Origin of the sequence: Collinsella aerofaciens, assembly GCF_015548375.1 — a bacterium.
Taxonomy (GTDB): Bacteria; Actinomycetota; Coriobacteriia; order Coriobacteriales; family Coriobacteriaceae; genus Collinsella; species Collinsella aerofaciens_AB.
On record NZ_JADMWW010000006.1, the window covers coordinates 22,999 to 40,858 of the forward strand.

General features: G+C 56.4%; 15 protein-coding genes. 9 read left to right on the top strand and 6 right to left on the bottom strand.

The window, feature by feature from the left end; translation table 11 throughout:
* Nucleotides 1–121 precede the first annotated feature (121 nt).
* Nucleotides 122–685, bottom strand: a complete 564-nt coding sequence (locus tag I1969_RS03905) for a TetR/AcrR family transcriptional regulator (RefSeq protein ID WP_022094929.1) — start codon at nucleotides 683–685, stop codon at nucleotides 122–124.
* 239 nt (nucleotides 686–924) lie between these two features.
* Between I1969_RS03905 and I1969_RS03910 the strand changes: the two genes are divergently transcribed.
* The 4 genes from I1969_RS03910 (at nucleotide 925) to I1969_RS03925 (ending at nucleotide 6,030) form a co-directional block, all read left to right on the top strand.
* Nucleotides 925–2,163 carry an agmatine deiminase family protein gene (locus tag I1969_RS03910; protein ID WP_117840390.1) on the top strand — a complete coding sequence of 413 codons (1,239 nt, stop codon included), beginning with the start codon at nucleotides 925–927 and terminating at the stop codon, nucleotides 2,161–2,163.
* A gap of 123 nt (nucleotides 2,164–2,286) precedes the next feature.
* Nucleotides 2,287–3,351, top strand: coding sequence for an ornithine carbamoyltransferase (locus I1969_RS03915; RefSeq protein WP_195233046.1), 1,065 nt, complete (start codon nucleotides 2,287–2,289; stop codon nucleotides 3,349–3,351).
* A gap of 11 nt (nucleotides 3,352–3,362) precedes the next feature.
* Nucleotides 3,363–4,628 (top strand): MFS transporter, encoded by a 1,266-nt coding sequence (locus tag I1969_RS03920; protein WP_006234574.1) that lies wholly within the window; start codon nucleotides 3,363–3,365, stop codon nucleotides 4,626–4,628.
* Nucleotides 4,629–5,076: 448 nt separating this feature from the next.
* Nucleotides 5,077–6,030, top strand: a complete 954-nt coding sequence (locus I1969_RS03925; protein WP_117840389.1) for a tRNA dihydrouridine synthase — start codon at nucleotides 5,077–5,079, stop codon at nucleotides 6,028–6,030.
* A 151-nt stretch (nucleotides 6,031–6,181) separates the two neighbouring features.
* On the opposite strand, the gene I1969_RS03930 is transcribed toward I1969_RS03925, so the two are convergent.
* The 3 genes from I1969_RS03930 to I1969_RS03940 form a co-directional block, all read right to left on the bottom strand.
* Nucleotides 6,182–6,448 carry a ribbon-helix-helix protein, CopG family gene (locus tag I1969_RS03930; protein ID WP_195233048.1) on the bottom strand — a complete coding sequence of 89 codons (267 nt, stop codon included), beginning with the start codon at nucleotides 6,446–6,448 and terminating at the stop codon, nucleotides 6,182–6,184.
* Nucleotides 6,449–7,277: 829 nt separating this feature from the next.
* Nucleotides 7,278–7,523, bottom strand: a complete 246-nt coding sequence (locus I1969_RS03935) for a glutaredoxin family protein (protein ID WP_117763676.1) — start codon at nucleotides 7,521–7,523, stop codon at nucleotides 7,278–7,280.
* Nucleotides 7,524–7,575: 52 nt separating this feature from the next.
* Nucleotides 7,576–8,403 carry a TipAS antibiotic-recognition domain-containing protein gene (locus I1969_RS03940; RefSeq protein ID WP_158558640.1) on the bottom strand — a complete coding sequence of 276 codons (828 nt, stop codon included), beginning with the start codon at nucleotides 8,401–8,403 and terminating at the stop codon, nucleotides 7,576–7,578.
* Between the two features lie 141 nt (nucleotides 8,404–8,544).
* Between I1969_RS03940 and I1969_RS03945 the strand changes: the two genes are divergently transcribed.
* From I1969_RS03945 to I1969_RS03960, 4 genes are all read left to right on the top strand, one after another.
* A complete protein-coding gene (locus I1969_RS03945; RefSeq protein ID WP_229028242.1) occupies nucleotides 8,545–9,282 on the top strand; it encodes an SAM-dependent methyltransferase in 738 nt (245 codons plus the stop codon).
* A 112-nt stretch (nucleotides 9,283–9,394) separates the two neighbouring features.
* On the top strand, nucleotides 9,395–10,609 hold the full coding sequence (locus I1969_RS03950; RefSeq protein ID WP_055309984.1) for a MalY/PatB family protein: 1,215 nt from the start codon (nucleotides 9,395–9,397) through the stop codon (nucleotides 10,607–10,609).
* A 144-nt stretch (nucleotides 10,610–10,753) separates the two neighbouring features.
* Complete coding sequence (locus tag I1969_RS03955) at nucleotides 10,754–11,623, top strand: substrate-binding periplasmic protein (protein WP_195233059.1); 870 nt, start codon at nucleotides 10,754–10,756, stop codon at nucleotides 11,621–11,623.
* The gene (locus I1969_RS03960; protein WP_195233067.1) at nucleotides 11,620–13,812 is read left to right on the top strand and encodes a hybrid sensor histidine kinase/response regulator; all 2,193 of its coding nucleotides are present in this window, start codon (nucleotides 11,620–11,622) and stop codon (nucleotides 13,810–13,812) included. Before I1969_RS03955 ends, I1969_RS03960 begins: the two co-directional genes overlap by 4 nt.
* Before the next feature lie 69 nt (nucleotides 13,813–13,881).
* On the opposite strand, the gene I1969_RS03965 is transcribed toward I1969_RS03960, so the two are convergent.
* Nucleotides 13,882–14,361: a pyridoxamine 5'-phosphate oxidase family protein gene (locus I1969_RS03965; RefSeq protein WP_195233070.1), complete on the bottom strand. Its 480-nt coding sequence runs from the start codon at nucleotides 14,359–14,361 to the stop codon at nucleotides 13,882–13,884.
* A gap of 42 nt (nucleotides 14,362–14,403) precedes the next feature.
* Complete coding sequence (locus tag I1969_RS03970; protein WP_195233072.1) at nucleotides 14,404–17,208, bottom strand: response regulator; 2,805 nt, start codon at nucleotides 17,206–17,208, stop codon at nucleotides 14,404–14,406.
* A 198-nt stretch (nucleotides 17,209–17,406) separates the two neighbouring features.
* On the opposite strand from I1969_RS03970, the gene I1969_RS03975 reads away from it, so the two are divergent.
* On the top strand, nucleotides 17,407–17,832 hold the full coding sequence (locus I1969_RS03975; protein WP_195233074.1) for a potassium channel family protein: 426 nt from the start codon (nucleotides 17,407–17,409) through the stop codon (nucleotides 17,830–17,832).
* Nucleotides 17,833–17,860 lie beyond the last annotated feature (28 nt).

The window sequence follows — 17,860 nt, forward strand, 5'->3', positions numbered from 1 at the left end:
CGGCATAGATTGCCACGCAACAGGGGTCGACTCCAAGCCAGATTGGAGTCGACCCCTGTTTTCGTTTTAAAGGTTGCCCGCAGGCACCATGGGCGCCAACATGCGCTTCAGCTTGGCTGGTCTATTTGAACATAAGCTCGACTATTCCCGCCCAAACCGCTTTCTCATCAATATCCTCACCTTGAGCGACCGTATTGCTTGCTCCCTCCAGAACGGTATAAAGAATTTGTACGTAGAGCATTACGTCGGCGCTATCGGAAAACGCGCCAATCTCTACACCATGAAGAAGGATGTCTTTAAGCGCATCCATGGTTCGTTTGGTCGCCGTCGCTTGACGTTCCTGAACTGCAGGAATTCGATTTGCTTGAACGCTAACCTCGGCCAGCACGCGCCGGCGCTTTTCATCGCTTCGATAGCCACCTATAACTGAATTGCCGAGCTCGATAAGCGCGGCCTTGAACCCGTCCCTATCGACTATTAGCGAGTAGTCGCGCTGATAGTCAATGGTCGGAAACATGCTGTCCAAGAGCGTAGTGAAAATCTCCTCTTTTGAGGGAAAGTAGTAGTACACCGACGGCTTGGATATACCGACAAAGTCGCAAATCTTTCCGATAGACGCTTTGTCATAACCGACTTCTGCCACAAGATCGTACATTGCGTCCAATATTTTTTTTCTTGTGCTCACGCTGCATTTCTCCATTGCAAATCACTTCCGCACTACCAACATTATTAAGGATGGCAACGGAACATCAATTCGTGTCCAAACATGACCACTATATACGGCGAACGGTATGTATCAGTAGGCGAGCGGCAATTATTCAAAATTATCTACCGAACGGTAGGTATAGTAGTACTATAGCAGGTGAAACCCCGCTATTGTCGCGGCCGGACAGCATCGCGGGAAACCCGACGGAAGGACCAACCATGTACGAGAACTATCGTATGCCGGGCGAGTTCGAGAAGCGCTCCAACGTCTATGTGACATGGCTTCCCGATTACATCCGTGCAGAGGGCTACGATAACCGCCAGCCCTGCGTTGACGTGATCAAGGCTCTGCTCGAGTATGGCGACGTTACGGTCAACCTCAATTGCGGCACCCCCGGCTCCTATGAGGAGGCTTGCTCGCGCCTGAAGGAGGAGGGGGTTGATCTCGATCGCATCGAGATCACGCAGTTCGAAGACTCCAACTTCTATGTCCGCGACAACGGTCCCAGCATCATGGTCGACGACAAGGGCCATTCTTATATGGTCAACCCCGCTTGGACCTATTACGGCGTGTGGGACAAGAACTCCCCGGAGTGCCAGTCCGCACGTAAGGCAGCCGTTCACATGGCGGTTGCGCTCGGTTGCTTCGATATCGTCAATTCCGAAATGGTTTCGGAGGGCGGCGACCGCGAGTTTGACGGTCACGGCACTCTGATCGCCATCGAGGACACGGAATGCCGCAAGCGTAATCCCGAGTTCACGAAAGAGGAAATAGAGGCCGAGTATAAGCGCATCTACAACCTCAACAAGGTTATCTGGCTTCCGCAGCCTATGCTCGAGGACGACGACTATCGACTGGGCATCCTCGACGAGAAGGAAGACGGAACTCCCGTCTTTGGCATGAGCTTTGCAGCTCACATTGATGAGATGTGTCGCTTTATCACTCCGAACAAGATTCTTCTTGCCGAGGTGTCCGATGAAGAGGCAGCCTCGAGCAAGGCTGGAGCAGAGTCTCGTCGCCGCATTGAGGCAGCCTACGAGATCCTGAGCAACGAAACGGACTGGGAGGGCAAGCCCTTCGAGATCGTTCGTATGCCCACCGCCGAGCCTATTGAAGTCGTTATCGCCCCTGGCGATGAAGATTACGAGCTCTATAAGGGCTTCATCGACGAAATGGGCGGCAAGTTTATGGATGGCACCCCCTGGCCCGAGGGCCCCGTCCACTTCTACGCCGCAGCGAGCTACTGCAACTTCCTGATTTGCAACGGCGTCGTTCTTGGCCAGCGTTATTACCACGAGGGCATGAGCGAGGTCGTGAAAGAGAAGGATGAGCAGGCCAAGGCAGTTCTTGAGAGCTGCTTCCCCGATCGCAAGGTCATCATGATTGATTCCCTCGCGCTTAACCTGTCCGGCGGCGGCGTGCACTGCTGGACTAAGGACGTGGCGGCCAGTCGTTAGTGAGCCTTAGAGCCTGCGCTCTTTGGCTTAGGCGCCACATGTACCGCTCCCCGAGGGATATCCGTGTTTTCCTCGGGGACACATTCACCAATAATTTTGATAATAATTCGAAAGGAAATAGGCATGAACAACAGCCTCCGCGGTCGCGACTACATCAACATCCATGATCTCTCCTCCGAGGATTTCCGCTATCTCATCGATCTTGCCTGGAACCTTAAGGCTCAGAAGAAGTCTGGTGTCGACCAGCGCTACTTCCCCGGCAAAAACGTCCTCGCCAACTTTGAGTGGGGCTCGACCCGTACTCGTTGCGCATTCGAGACCTCCTGCAACGATTTGGGCATGGGCTTCACTTATCTGACCAACTCCCACATGGGTGACTGCGAGACCGTCAAGGACGCCATGCGCGTCTTTAACGGCATGTATGATCTCATCGTCTATCGCGCACAGAAGGACGAGCAGTTCCTCTATGACGTCGCCGACCTGGTTGACATCCCGGTCATCAATGCCCTTACTCTCGGCGATCACCCGACTCAGATGCTCGCTGACGCTCTTACGATGGAAGAGCAATGGGGCGGTTTGCGTACGAGCCGCGGCAAGAAGATGGCTTTCGTTGGCAACTGCGCCGGCGCCCCGGTGTGGTATGGCCGTCTGTGCGCTATGCTCGACATGGACTTCCTCGCCATCGGCCCCGACGACCTCCGTCATCAGATGTGCAAGGAAATGATCGAAGAGGTGGAGGCCTGCTACGCCAAGTACGCTCCCAATAGGACCTTTACCATCACCTCTGACCTCGATGCCCTGGATGGCGTTGACGTTATCGTTACCGAGGAGTGGCGCTACATCAACCCCGAGTGCGGCGAAGAGGTTCTGGATCCCGACGACTACAACTCCTGGCTGGGCGATGCCGAGTCTTTGTACCCCTATCGCGTCACCAGCGAGCTGTGCAAGCGCACCAACAATCCCGACATCTTCTGCATGCATGAGCTTCCCTCTGTCCATAACGCAGATCACCGTGTCGGCAAAATGCTCCTCGACCAGTGCAAGAACGACCTCCATCGCGAAATCATCACCGAGGGCTTTGAGATTGCCGACGAGTGCTTTGAGGCCAACGTTTCGGTCATCTTCCGTGAGGCAGAGAACCGTCAGCACACCATCAAGGCCGTTATGTGTGCCCTTCTGGGTCTCTAGGAGCTGTATCAATGGAAAATGCAAAGTTAAAGAGCAGCAAGGTTTACGCATGGGTTCTCGTAATCGCGCTCGGCCTTATGTCTGCCGGCACGACCGGATCCTATAGCGTCATCGCGGGCTCCTTCGTCGCACCCGTGTGCGAGGAGTTCGGGTTTGACTATTCCATCTTCTCGTATTACTTCACCGCAACGCTCATTGGTCTTGCGGCAGCTCTTCCGTTTGTCGGAAAACTCATTCCCAAGGTCGTTGGCAAGGTTTGGCTCCCCGTTGTCGAGCTTATTTTGCTTGCTGCCGGCGCAGGCATGGCCTTCTACACCGAAGTCTGGATGTTCATCGCCGCTGGCGCCCTGATTGGCGTTTGCTTCGCCTTCACCACCGGCGTCGCCATGTCCGACGTTATTGACCAGTGGTTCAAAAAATCTGGTGGCCTGGCAATCGGTCTCGCTTGGGCAGTGAACTCGATTTACATGCTCATCATGAGCCCCGTCATCACCTCTGTCATCGAGGCCGCTGGCTGGAGGACTGGCTATCTGGTGCTCGCTGGCGTCTCCGCCGTGCTCATTCTCCCCGCTTCCGTCCTGATTATTCGCTATAAGCCTCAGGACAAGGGCATGCTGCCCTATGGCTACGTCGAGGGCGAGACGGTCACCGAGACCGAGGAGACGACCGAGGATAGCACGCGTGGCGTTAGCTATGCGCGCGCCATTAAGTCGCCTGCCTTCTTCTTCTGCATCGGCTTCCTCTGTCTCGTTCAGCTCACTTGCTGCATGAACCAGCTCTTCCCGACGTATGCTTCCGAGGTTGGTTTTAGCCCCATGGTGGGCGGCTTCATGGTATCCGCTGCATCGCTCTTCGATCTGTTCCTCAATCCGATCGTCGGCACCACTTGCGATAGGTTCGGCAGCACGAAGGCCATTCTGGGCTGGCTCGCTGTCTCCATCCTCTCCTTTGTCATGCTCATGATGAGCAGCGGCAACTCGACGCTCAGCATCCTCGCAGCAGGCGTGAACGACGTAATGTACGTCATCGCTGGCACTGCCCTGACCGTTTTGGTTATGGATGTCTTTGGCTCCCGCGATTTCGGTCGCATCTTCGCGCTGATCTGCTCCGTGGGCTATATCGTCGGCGCCTTTGGCATGCCCGTTATGATGAAGGTCTATGAGCTTGTCGGCTCCTTCCAGGGCGTCTTCATCTTCTGCATCGCATGCAACGTTATTATCGGCCTGTTCTTGCTGCTGGCAAAAAAGACTGGTAAGAACCTCTCCTGGGACGAATAGTTCGATTCGTCTTAGACATACGCTGTAGGGCTTAACCTGCAGCCGCTTTGGGGCATCGACTAACATCGGTGCCCTTTTTCATCGAATGTGACAAAGGAGCAGCCACTTTGTCACATTGAGTGGCATGTAAATCGAGGTCTAATACTTTTCCGAGAAGTGAACGGCCATACTTGGACCTCCGAAGCATCGACATTTTTAGACGTCAAACCCGCAGGATTTGGCTGGCAAAACCGCAGGAAATTGCATCTCGAAAGTGCCGATGCTTCGGGGGCCCGTTTTCACTCGTTCACTTCTCGGGAAAAGTATTAAACCTCGTTGTATGGGGTGCGGCTGGAGGGTGGTCATCGTTCAGTAGCTACCTCTTCCTTGTGAATCGCCTGAAGCGCAAGGCATAATGCATGTGACAAAGGGACGGCCCCTTTGTTGTGTTGATATGAGAGAAGAGTAGATGATCCTTTCGCTGGCCCCTATGGAGGGGATTACCGGGCATGTGTTCCGTCGCGTGCATGCGGAGTGCTTCGGTGCGCTCGATTGCTATTACACGCCGTTTTTGCCGCCGCCGCGGGTGGGAAACCGCTTTGGCGGCAAGGCGTTTAAGGAGATCGATCCTGCCAATAACCAGGGGCTCAACGTGGTGCCTCAGCTGATGTCCAAGAACGCGGACGAGTTTGTGTGGGCGGCACAGGTGCTCGCCGACATGGGCTACCGCGAGGTCAATCTCAACTTGGGTTGCCCTTCGGGAACGGTTGTCGCCAAGGGCAAGGGCTCGGGTTTCTTGCGCAATCTCGACGAGCTCGAGGCGTTCTTAAGCGATGTGTGCGAGCGGTCGCCGTTGCCGGTGTCGGTAAAGACCAGGCTGGGGCTGGAGAATGACGACGAATACGAGCGCGTGCTCGATCTGTATTGCCGCATGCCGTTGGCAGAGCTGATCGTGCATCCGCGCGTACAGAAGGACCGCTATACGGGCTTGCCGCGCAAAGAGTTTTATGGCGAGACGCTGGAGCGTGCGCCGTTCCCCGTGGCCTATAACGGTGACATTTTTGATCTTGAGGATATGGACGCGCTGGTGGAGGCCTATCCCGGCACGCGCCATGTGATGTTGGGGCGTGGCCTGCTCGCGAACCCCGCTCTGGCTCGCATGGTCAAGGGCGGCCCTGCTGCAACGGCTGCTGAGCTGCAGCGCTTCCACGACACGCTGTTTGCGGCATATGCAGAAGAGATTGGCGGCAATGCGGTCTTCCGCATGAAGGAGTGGTGGTTCTACGCCAAGTGCGCTTTCGCTGATCCCGCTACCGTCCACAAGATCGTACGCAAGACCAAAAAGGTCGACGAATACCGCGCTGCCGTCGAGCGCGTCTTTCGTGAACAGCCGCTTGCACCCACAGCTCGCTTCCACGGCTAACTAGTCATCGGGGGCGTTCTTTAACGACTGGTCATTTAAGGACGTCCCCAACGACTATGTAGCAAAAACATGTACACCAGCATCCAAAGATGTCGAAAAATGTCGACTTTGGATGCTGGTGTACATGTTTGGGTCCGACGGGGGAGCGGGCCTAGGCAATCAGTGCATCAAGTGTAATGAGCTCTCTGAGCCGCTCCGTGCGTGTTTGCCCATGGCGTTTGGCTTTTTCGTCAAACGCCTCAAGAATCGATTCGCCCACACGTGCTGATATAACGACGCTCGGCTCATCGGAGGTTGGTGGCCTTCCCAACTTGATGGTGTGACCTTTCGGCCACTCATCTTTTTCGTAGGCTTCCGCGGCTTTCTTCAACTCTCCGGGAGCAAACCCCATCATCTTTTCGAGCTGCTTAGCATCCATGGCGCCTCCTATCGATCGACATAATGTCGAGCGCCGGTTCTCGGATTCTCTTTTTGTATACAATTTTGTAGACAAAAATACAAGCAGTTCATCGGGCTAATTAGCTTGTTTTGACCTGCCTGTTCGATAGGAAATGAGCATTGACGGCTTCGATACTCCTTTGCTTTTTAGCTTGGAATTTGGATGCTCATTGAACTTCCGGAGGGGAGCCCTTTATTAAGCTATTGAGATTCTGGGCAGGAGCTCTCACTGGTCTTCGGTAATGGGGCCAGCTTAATTCGCGACACAGTGTGTCGCGAATGGGAGTAGTCGTTAGGTGTCCTTCATCAATGGCTACTCATATAAGAACGTTCAAGTGTCGGATTTTGTCATTTAGTGTCGCTCTCAGCGACTATTCTGGAGGGTCAAAAAAGGGCAAATATGAGTACTGTTGCCATTATGGTTGCATTTATTTGCTATAAATTGTAGCTCCTGATGAGATTTGTTCCCATTAAGAGCTACTTTTATTGAACATATGAGGAGAAATAACGTCGTCTGCGGACGAGTGGAACGTTGAATAGTTCCTGAAGTGATCAAAATCGCTGCTACTAAACAGGTAGCAGTACTCATATTTGCCCTTTTTGACCACAGCCCTCTCGGAAACCTTTCCAGAGGCGTCAAACAGCCATAATCCAAAGGTCTCCTCAAACAATTAGCCGGCCAAGAGCGTCCATGACTACCAAAAAGCTGTACGCCAGCATCCAAAGATGTCGAAAAATGTCGACTTTGGATGCTGGTGTACATGTTTGGGTCGTATGGGTTGGGGCCCTGGACGGACAGAGCGTGCGTACTAGAGCAGGTTTTCCTGCACCCACGCGATGATGTCGCTCGATTCGTAGAGTGGTTTGCCGTCGATGAACAGGCAGGGAACCTGGCGTTTTCCGCCGACGGCGATGAGTGTCTGTTCGGCATCGGAATCGGTCGAGATATTGCGCTCGGGAATGGTCACGCCGTTATCGGCCAAAAAGTGCTTGACCTTTAAGCAATACGGGCAGCCGGTCATAACGTACAGCGCGAGCTCGTGATTAGTAGCCATAGGTCTCCAATCGGTTGAGGTTTTGTTTTTAAATACCCAAAGCCGCCGCGGTCTATGCGCGCGTCAACGAAGACTCGATGGCCTGGACCAGAAACGCCGTGGCTCCGGTGGCGCAGGGCTTGTCGTAGTAGTCAACAAAGCGCTGGTCGGCAAGATAACCGTGGGCGAGGCCCAGGTACGCCTCGTCTTGGGGCTCGCATCCCCAGTTGAGAGCAATCCAGCGACGATGCATCGCGACAAGCTTACGAGCCTCGTTGCTCTCTGGGTCGCCAATGCCCATGGCAATTGAGAGCTGGCCCAGAATAGCGCGTTCAAGTTCCTTCATGTCGTTCCATGTCTCGGGGTCCATGTCCAGCAACGCTTCGTTTGCTGCATCGATAGCCTCATCGCCGTAGCGCGCCCGCGCCTCGGCACCGTAGCGCGCCTCGTTTTCCTGCATGGTGCGCCAGCGCTCCAGTTGCGGCAGGACGGCGCCCATGAGCGAGACGGCTTCGTCGAGCGACATGCCGGTGTTTTGTGCCAGGCGCGGGGCACAATCCTCAATCATTGCCTCCATGGTGGTGTCATAGGTGTACTTGCCGTGGTCGTAGCACCACTTGCAGTAATGATCGGTCGCGGTGCCCGTGGCATCGGTGCCGCAGTCGTCGGGCGTGAGTATCATGCCGCAGCTCTGGCAATAGTGCTCAGGCATTTCGAGCAGGTGGGACAGCGGTTCTCCGGTTACGGCGGCGATGAGCTTCATCATGTCGATGCCCGGTGTGACCTCGCCGCGCTCCCACCGGCTGATGGCCTGGCGTGTGACGAAGAGCTTAGCGGCAAGCTGCTCTTGGGTAAGGTGATGGGCGCGACGGACAGCAATGAGCTTTTCTGCAAAGGCCATAGCGGCTCCTTTCTGCTGGTTGATGGCTTAAGCATACGCGGCGGCAGGCGCCCTTCCAAGCAACCGTTGGTTGCACGACGGGGGACCGCGGCGAAGAATTGCGCGCAACGCCCCACGCCTCCATGCCGTACAATGACCGGCATGGAACCTATCGCACGCATACATACCGACCTGCCGCAGAAGTTCGGCATTCCGCGCAACAGCTTTTTGGCGCCCCATCTGCAGGGACGAATCTTTTTTGAGCCGGAATTTGCCTCCAATGCAGCGGTTGAGGGCCTGGACTCCTTCTCTCACCTGTGGCTGCTGTGGCGCTTCGAAAACGGAACGCCCGGCGGCACGGCTAAGGATATTGCCGTCGACGCTAAAACGCAGGACAGGTCCGGCACCAACGCAAAATGGTCGAAAACCGTGCGCCCGCCGCGTCTGGGCGGAGCCGAACGTGTGGGAGTGTTTGCCACGCGCAGTCCGTTTCGCCCTAATCCCATCGGGCTCACCTGCGTCAAGCTTGATCGTGTCGAGCTCACCGACGATGGCCCCATCATCCATGTGTTGGGGGCCGACCTGCGCGACGGTACGCCCATCTACGACATCAAGCCCTACATTCCGTTTGCGGACTGCCACCCGGATGCGACCGGAGGCTGGATCGAGGATGCTCCGTGGCAAGAGCTCGATGTTGAGTTTCCGCAAGCACTGCAGGATATGGTCCCGCCCGCAAAGCTCCTCGGCTTGGTCGAGGTCCTTCGCCAAGACCCGCGCCGCGCGGGCAGCAAGCACGAGCCACACCGCGTCTATCATCTGGCTTACGCCGGGCTCGACATATCGTTTACGGTCGATGAAACCCAGCTAACCGTAGTTGCCGTCAACGACGCGCAAGACTAACCAGCCATTCGTCCGCACCCGTCAAATTAAGCGCCAAACCCCGCGCCAAAACCGCCCACGCTGGTGGACAATAACGCCTACCAAAACAATCAACTTTGCACGGGAGTCCAGCATGAAATACGACTTCACTTCAATCATCGACCGCCACGGCATGGACGCCATCGCCGTTGACTCTTGGGGTGAGATCCCCGGTATGGCCCCGAACGCACCCGACGAGGGCTTCGACCGCATTCCCATGTGGGTGGCCGACATGAACTTTGCAACGGTGCCCACGGTCCAGGAACACATCATTCAGCGCGCCCAGCACCCCATGTTTGGCTATTTCAATCCGCGCTCCGAGTATTTCGACCGCATCATCGAATGGCAGAGCCGCCGCAATGGCGTCGAGGGCCTGCGCCCTGAACATATCGGTTACGAAAACGGCGTGCTGGGCGGTGTCGTGTCGACGCTGCGCGCGTATGTCCAGCCGGGCGATGCGGTGCTGGTCCACAGCCCCACCTACATCGGCTTTACCAAGTCCATTGAGGCCGCGGGCTATCGTATTGTCCATAGCCCGCTTAAGCTCGACGATCAGGGCGTGTGGCGCATGGACTTTGAGGACATGGAGTGCAAACTCGCCCAAAACCACATCCATGCCGCGGTGTTCTGCTCGCCGCACAATCCCTGCGGCCGCGTATGGGAGCGCGACGAAATCGAGCGCGCCATGGACATCTATCGCCAGCACGATTGCGTGGTGATATCGGACGAGATTTGGTCCGATATCATCCTGCCGGGGCACAAGCACATCCCGACGCAGTCGGTGAGCGAGGATGCCCGCATGCGCACGGTTGCCCTCTATGCGCCGAGCAAGACGTTTAACCTGGCGGGCCTTGTCGGCAGCTACCACATTGTCTACAACGAGACGCTGCGTGACCGCATCTGCGCCGTGTCCAACAAGACCCACTACAACGAGATGAATGTCCTCTCCATGCATGCGCTTATCGGTGCCTACCAGCCGCAGGGCTACGAGTGGGTGGACGAGCTCAACCAGGTGCTTGCCGGCAATATCGAGTACTTCTGCGATTACGTGGACGGGCATTTTGAGGGCGTGTCCTATTCGCGTCCGCAGGGCACGTACATGGTGTTTCTGGACTGCACCGAGTGGTGTCGCGAGCATGGCCGCGATATTCAGTGGCTGCTCGACGAGGGGGCGCGCGTGGGCGTGGGATATCAGGACGGCCGCCCGTTCCACGGGCCCTGCCACATTCGCGTGAATCTGGCGCTGCCGCTTTCGCGCGTAAAGGAAGCGTGCGACCGCCTGGACCGCTACGTTTTTAATGCACGGTAAGTGAGCACTGCATGCGGGGCCTTCTGCCAAGTCGGCTGGAAGGCCCCACATGGTAAAACGTCTGTAGCCATTGGGCACTCGTGTGGTTTTGTTTGCTATTATCTTTAACCATTTCAGTCTGTAAACAGGATCGTATGGAGCTCGATGAAAAGGTCCCGTCGCTCGGTTGCCATTTCGTTGTTTGTTGCGCTTGCGGTAGCGTGCGCCTTTGTCGTAGCGATAGCCGGCTGTTCCGGGTCGAATGGCAGAGCCTCGACGTCTGCATTAGAAGGCCTGGATGCCTCGCAGGCCAAAGACGACAACCTTAAGACGCTCAACGTCGGCAGCGACCTCTATCCACCGTTTGTGTATACCGACGAGTACGGCGATATCGTTGGCCTGGATGTCGAGATATTGACCGAGGCTTTGACTCGCATTGGTTACAAGCCAAAATACCAGCTGATCGTTTGGGAAAAGAAGAAGGAGCTGCTGGCGAGCGGCGAACTCGATTGTGTCATGGGCAGCTTTAGTATGACGGGTCGCGAAAACGAATATCGTTGGGCCGGCCCGTACCTTGCGAGCCGCCAGGTGGTCGCGGTCGATCCCCAGAGCGATATCTACACGCTTGCCGATCTTGAGGATAAGATCGTGGCGGTTCAGTCCACCACCAAGCCCGAGGACATTTTGCTCAATCGCATAAATGAAAACGTTCCGCAGATCAAAGAGCTCTACTGCTTTTCGGACCGCTCATACCTGAACCCGGCGCTCGTCGAGGGTCTGGTCGACGCCATCGCCGCGCATGAGTCTTCGCTGCTCACCTACGAAAAAGACTATGGTGTGACGTATCGAATTTTGGATGAGCCGCTGCTTGAGGTTGGTTTGGGTACCGCTTTCGATATCAACGATACGCGCGGCATCGACGTTAAGCTCACCCATGCCTACCAGGAAATGCTAGCCGACGGCACCATGAAACGCCTGGTGTCAAAGTACTTTGATGACCCTTCGCCCTTTTTGAATATAGAGGGCCTGTCATGATCGGTGCACCCGACCACGCCGTAGAGAAGCGGGGCAATCGTTCGGCAGGGGCATGGTTCCTTGTCGCCCTGCTGGGGATAGCGCTCTCGGTTGTTGCCGGTATGATGAGCTACGGCTACACGACAGCTCAGGCCGAGCAGCGCTTTGCCGACGTTGTCGATTACGTGGCGACGCAGAGCCTTTCCTACGATGCATTCAATAGCGCCTATACGACCAAAAACCTGATTCGCGTTATGGAGATCGCCGGAGAGACAGCGCGCGATATGGAGCGCGACGGTTCGGTGGATAACGCCATGCTGGAGCAATATGCCGACCAGTTCAACGTGAGCGCACTGATCGTGACGGACGCATCGGGCAATTTGGTGTCCGAGTCCTCGACGGATGGCGTGGGCTACGAGTCGCTCGCTACGTATCTCAAGGAAGTACCCGTGCTGGAGGTGGCAGCCCATCCGCTTAAGTCCTATACCGCCCGCATCACGCTTGCGGATGATTCGGTCGCAGACATTGGCTGCGTAACCCGGCGGGATGACGAGGGCATCGTTGTTGCGGTAAGGCATCAGAGCGCGAAGGCAGTTGCAAGCAATACGCTCAAACTGCAGAGCCTGCTCGGTGGTTATGAGACCATCGACAGTGGCAATATCGTGATCGAAAGCGATGGCAAGGTCGTTGCGACCAATGTCGTTGAACCCACCATATTGGGCGTATTCGATCTGCCTGCAACGGATGTCTTTATTGTCGACGGTATTAAGGATCGATGCCTGCCCGGCAAAGTCCGACTGGTCAACGCCAACGGCGAGTGGTATTTGGGCACATTTGGAAAAGCGCGCGGGTTCTACGTGTACACCTATGCCTCGGCGCGGCGCTACTTTGAGGTCGTCGCGGCTGTTGCTGCCGGCGTGCTGGTGCTCTACGGCGGTGTTATAGCCGTTGTTGTGATGGCGCGCCGCCGCGCTGATCGTCGACGTTTGACGGACTTGCTGCAGCAGGAGCGCGACTATGGTGACAGGCTGGCTAAGGCAGCGCGTGAGGCCTCGTCTGCCAACTCGGCAAAGACGGAGTTTCTACGTCGCATGAGCCACGATCTGCGCACGCCCATCAACGGCATTCGCGGCATGGTCGAGGTCGGCGATGCCAATGCGGACGATCTGCAAAAGCAGACCGAGTGCCGCTCAAAAATCTGGACGGCATCGGGACTGCTGCTCGACCTTGCCAACGAGGCGCTCGATATGAGTCGCCTGGAGAGCGGGCAGATTGACTTGGAACTCGTGCCCGCAAATTTGGTGGCCCTCAATCGCGAGGTGTGCGATATTCTGGAGCGCCAGGCCGAGGAGCGTCTGGTGACAATTATCTGCGACCAGCAGACGCTTAATCATCCCTATGCACGGGTGAGCGTGACGCATCTCAAGCGCTTATTGGTCAACATTGCCGGTAATGCCGTCAAGTACAACCGCCGGGGCGGCTATGTTCGTCTGGTGTGTCGCGAGGTGGAGTCGGTGGATGGCGTCCCCGTCTATGAATACACGATCGCCGACAACGGCATTGGCATGAGCGAGGAGTTCCAACAACACCTCTACGAGCCGTTTTGCCGCGAGGAGCAGCAAGTGGAGGGCGCTTCATCGGGAACTGGCCTGGGCGCGCCTATTGCCAAACAGTTGGTCGAGCTTATGGGCGGAACCATGAGCTTTACGAGTGTCTTGGGGCAGGGGACGACGTTTATCATCCGCCTGCCGTTCGAGAAGTGCGACCGCTCCGAGATTCCTCAGGCAGTTCGCGTAGATGCGGGCGACGGCGATGCGCTCCAGGGCCTGCGCGTTTTGCTCGTAGAGGATAACGATCTGAATGCCGAGATCGCGCAGTTTACGCTCAGCCGTGCCGGTGCCATCGTGACGCATGCTAAGGATGGTGAGTCTGCCGTTGAGGCGTTTGCCGCGAGCGCACCGCACGAGTGCGACGTGGTGCTGATGGACATCATGATGCCCGGTATCGATGGCCTTGAGGCCACGCGTCGAATTCGAGCACTCGATCGCGAGGATGCCGCGACCACGCCGATTATCGCCGTGAGCGCCAACGCCTTTGCCGACGACCGCAGGCTTTCGCGTGAGGCAGGCATGGACGCGCACCTGAGTAAACCCGTGAGCTCGCAAGAGCTCGTCGAGGCGCTAGCGCACATCGCCGCCGACGCTTCATAAGCATATGGCCCGGTTCCAAGGTGGGTTGGAACCGGGCCATATTGTTATTGATGAGGCCTGCTGAGGGGCTTACTTTTCTTGAATCTGCTTGCCGCAAAGATGCTCAATCGAAATCTCGTAGAGCTGGACGCCCTTGATGTCCTTGGCGATTTCCTCTTCGACTTCTTCGGCAGAAGGGTAGTACTTAAGGGCGAGCTGGCGGACTTTGTCCTCGATAAACGCGGGGGTGTCATTCGCCAGGCGACAACGGCCAAAGACGACGGTGCTCATAACGTAGGGAGCCCAGTCACCGTCCTGGTACCACTCGTTGCCGTATACGGTAAAGCAGACCTTGTCATCGCGCTTGAGTGCGTCGACCTTGTGGCCGGCTTTGGCGCCATGGAAATAGATCTTGTCGTGCTCGGCGTCAAAGAAGTAGTTGACGGGAATGGCGTACGGGTAGCCATCGTCGCCGTTGACGGCAAAGACGCCGCGCTTGCAGGTGGCGAGCAGTTTGCGCGCTTCCTCGTCGGTGATAGCGCGTTTCTTTCGACGTAAGGGCCTAAACATCGTTGGCTTCCTTTCTGGTCGTGCGTAGTGGTTGAGCACAAACTATAGCGAAATGGATCCGTTTTTCTTGATGCGGGCGAGTATGTTTTTGAGCTTGTTAAAGTCGAGCGGTTTGGACAGATGGGCGTTCATGCCGGCATCGTGTGCCGCCTTGGCGTCCTCGGCAAAGGCATTGGCGGTGAGCGCGATGATGGGGATATCGGCTGCATCGACCTTCTCGCTCAGACGAATCGCGCGGGTTGCCTCATAGCCGTCCATGTCCGGCATCATAATGTCCATCAGGATCGCATCGAAGCTGCCGGCGGGATGCGACAGGTACAGATCGACGACCTCGTTGCCGTTGGCGGCGCGGGTGACCACGACGCCCTCGGATTCTAGCAGCGTCTGGGCAATCTCGGCATTCAATTCGTTGTCTTCGGCGAGCAGCACGTTCATGTCGGTGAGCGAGCAGTCAGGCGCACTCTCAACCGTATTCGCCCGCGCCTGGGGATTCTCGTCGATATCGAGCGGAATCTCCACGTAGAACGAGGTGCCCACATGGAGCTCACTGGTGACTTCGATGGTGCCGCCCATCAGTTCAATAAGCGACTTGACGATTGGCATGCCCATGCCGGTTCCTTGGAACCTGCTGCGCGCATCGTCGCCTTCTTGGGCAAACGGCTCATAGATATGCTTTAAAAACTTGGGAGTCATGCCAATGCCGGTATCCGAAACGCTAAAGCAAAAGAGCGCGCGCCCGTTATCGAGTGGCTTGGTCTTTGAACTAAAGGTGACGGAGCCGCCGTGCTTGTTGTACTTAATGCTGTTGTCTAACAGGTTGATCATGATCTGTCGGATATGGGTGGGACTGCCGATCATGTATGGCCCCGTGGCGTACGGCAGGCTATTGTCCTGCATGGTGATGCCGTTACTGGACGCGCGGAGCTTGCACAGAACCAGCGTATTGTCACAGAGCTCTTTGAGGTTAAAAGGCGCATGTTCCAGTGTTAGCTTGCGGTCTTCGATTTTGCCCATCTCGAGGATGTCGTTGATCAACGAGAGCAGGTGATTGGCGGCAACGCGCGCCTTGGCACGGCTCTCGCGGGCGACCTTGATATCGCCTTCCTTCAATTCCTCAATCTCGATAAGGCCCAGGATACCGTTGAGCGGCGTACGGATGTCGTGGCTCATGCGCGTGAGGAATGCCGTCTTAGCGGCGTTGGCAGCGTCGGCTTTTTTGCGCTCGGTTCGAGCGCGCACGAGCGCCCAGATGAGCAGGACGATGCCGACCGACAACATACCGATGAGGGTAGCGGCAATGGCGGTGCGGTTGCGAAAAAGGAATTGAAGCGTGTCTGATTCCTGGGTCGTGTACGACATGGAGGAGTAACTGCTTGCAGAGAGCGATTCTCCGGCATTGACGATCCCCTTGTTGATGATTCCCAGCAGCTCGGGCTTTCCGCGCGAAATCCAGCACGAGAGCTCACAGGTGTCAGGGAGCTCGATCGTCTCGTAGTCCTTGAGATCATGACGGTCACCGATAGTTTTTACACGTGAACTGGGAGCGAGGATGCAGCGCGCCGTTCCCTTCCTGAGGGCGTCGAACACTTCATTGTCGGATTGGTATTCGGTCACGGTCGCTGTGGGGAACAGATTTTCAAGTGCATTTTTGTTGACAAACGATGATTTGGTACAGGCGATGTTCTGAAGGTCTTTGTTCAGGTCGCTGCCGGTGTGGATGGCGGTGAGGGATATGGTCTCCAACGATACCGACTGCGCAACGCCTGTTTGCTCGGCAAACCAGTAATCTCGGTATACCGGCAGCGCAACGTCTATGCTTCCCTTTGACAGGGCCTTTGACATCATCTTGTAGCTATCAAAGGGGACGGTTTTGACCGTAATGCCAAATTTATCGTGCAGCGTCGTCGCAAGCGATGCGAGCGAGCCTTTCATTTCGCCGTTTTCGTCTTCGTTGCAGTAGGGGAGTTTGCCCGTAATGTAGCCGAGCGTGATGGTGTTGCCATTTGCTTTGAGCCAGGAACGTTCGGGGCCGTTGAGCGATGATGAACCGCCGTTTTGGGCCGAGTAGTTAGATTTGACTTCGTCGATATAGCGTGGGTTGACGCGGGCGATTGCCGACATGGCGGCATTGATGTCGTCCATCAGGTCGGGGCGGCTTTTGGGGACGGCAAAATAGTAGTCGCTCGAACCAATGTAGAACATGGGGGAGGCATTGGGCGACGAGATTGTGTCGTTCATGATGACGGCATCGACTTCGTCGTTTGCGAGCGCGTCAAAGAGATCGGATCCTCCGTCATACTCCTTGTATGTGCAGGCGATTCCTTCGCTGGCGAGCCATTGCTGGCCAACGAAGGTTTGCATGACGTCGGGGTTGCAACCGATAGTGAGACCCTGGAGTGCTTGAGGGTCACCCTTTGCAAGGTCGTCACGGTCGGGCCTGGCGTAGATGTAGTAGCGCTCGGTGCCCTCGGGGTTCGAGGAAAAGAGCAGCTTTTGGGCACGTTCCTCGGAGTAGGAGATGTTGGGCATGAGGTCGATCTCGCCTGCCTCGAGCATGTCCATAAGCTCGGTGAAGGTGCCGGAGACGTATTCGTACCGCCAGCCGGACGTGTAGTACGACAGGGTCTGGAGGTACTCGTAACCCCATCCCGAGAGACGCTCGCCGGGGGTGCCGTCCTGGAAGCCTTCGTTGTTGACGAGCCAACCAACGCGGACCGTCTTGACTGGCTGACTAGAGTCAGCGGCAAAAGCTTGGACAGGCGCGACGGTGCTCAGTACGGCGAGCGCGGTAAGCGCGACGGCCAGGGTGCGATATATAACTGAACGAAGGACAGTGGCAGCTCTCACATGCAATCCTAACGAATCGAGACATTACCGCATAAGGATACCAGCTCAGCCTGCCCAGTCGGCAGCCGCACAGCTAAACGCTCCCGCCCGGCAGTTGGGGACAGTCCCTTTCTGCCGGCACAAAAGGAACGTCCCTAGCTGCCGGTTGTGGGACAATACCGAGCGAACGTGATTGGGCGTCTGGGAAAAGGGGTCGCGATGAACAGGTTGAGGACGCTTTCCGACGTACTGCGACAGGCTGGCTTTGCACGCATCACGGGTCTGTTTCTTATCTTTTACCTGCTGTGCTCGACGGCTGTCTGGCTGTCCGAGCCCACGACCCTCACGTTTGGCGATGGTCTCTGGTTTAGCTTTGAGACGGTCTCGACGATCGGCTTTGGCGACATTCCGGCCGAGACACCGGTTGCCCGCGCCATTACCGTCATTCTGAGCATCATCAGCATCTTCTACATCGCCATGCTCACGGGCGTGGCGGTGAACTACTGCAATACGCTTATCAAGCTGCGCCAAAAGGACACCATGGCGCGCTTTATGGACGATCTTGAGCATTTGGAAGAGCTCGATCGTGACGAGCTCGCCGATCTTTCGCGTCGCGTGCGCGAGTATCGTCGACGCCAGCGCTAAGACGAACGTCGTGCGCCACAACAAGGGG

Coding starts and splice junctions, on each gene's coding strand:
- I1969_RS03940 (WP_158558640.1), bottom strand. CDS start 8,403: ATGGCCTTTGCAGAAAAGCTCATTGCTGTCCGTCGCGCCCATCACCTT.
- I1969_RS03910 (WP_117840390.1), top strand. CDS start 925: ATGTACGAGAACTATCGTATGCCGGGCGAGTTCGAGAAGCGCTCCAAC.
- I1969_RS03930 (WP_195233048.1), bottom strand. CDS start 6,448: ATGGATGCTAAGCAGCTCGAAAAGATGATGGGGTTTGCTCCCGGAGAG.
- I1969_RS03960 (WP_195233067.1), top strand. CDS start 11,620: ATGATCGGTGCACCCGACCACGCCGTAGAGAAGCGGGGCAATCGTTCG.
- I1969_RS03950 (WP_055309984.1), top strand. CDS start 9,395: ATGAAATACGACTTCACTTCAATCATCGACCGCCACGGCATGGACGCC.
- I1969_RS03920 (WP_006234574.1), top strand. CDS start 3,363: ATGGAAAATGCAAAGTTAAAGAGCAGCAAGGTTTACGCATGGGTTCTC.
- I1969_RS03945 (WP_229028242.1), top strand. CDS start 8,545: ATGGAACCTATCGCACGCATACATACCGACCTGCCGCAGAAGTTCGGC.
- I1969_RS03975 (WP_195233074.1), top strand. CDS start 17,407: ATGAACAGGTTGAGGACGCTTTCCGACGTACTGCGACAGGCTGGCTTT.
- I1969_RS03955 (WP_195233059.1), top strand. CDS start 10,754: ATGAAAAGGTCCCGTCGCTCGGTTGCCATTTCGTTGTTTGTTGCGCTT.
- I1969_RS03965 (WP_195233070.1), bottom strand. CDS start 14,361: ATGTTTAGGCCCTTACGTCGAAAGAAACGCGCTATCACCGACGAGGAA.
- I1969_RS03925 (WP_117840389.1), top strand. CDS start 5,077: ATGATCCTTTCGCTGGCCCCTATGGAGGGGATTACCGGGCATGTGTTC.
- I1969_RS03935 (WP_117763676.1), bottom strand. CDS start 7,523: ATGGCTACTAATCACGAGCTCGCGCTGTACGTTATGACCGGCTGCCCG.
- I1969_RS03915 (WP_195233046.1), top strand. CDS start 2,287: ATGAACAACAGCCTCCGCGGTCGCGACTACATCAACATCCATGATCTC.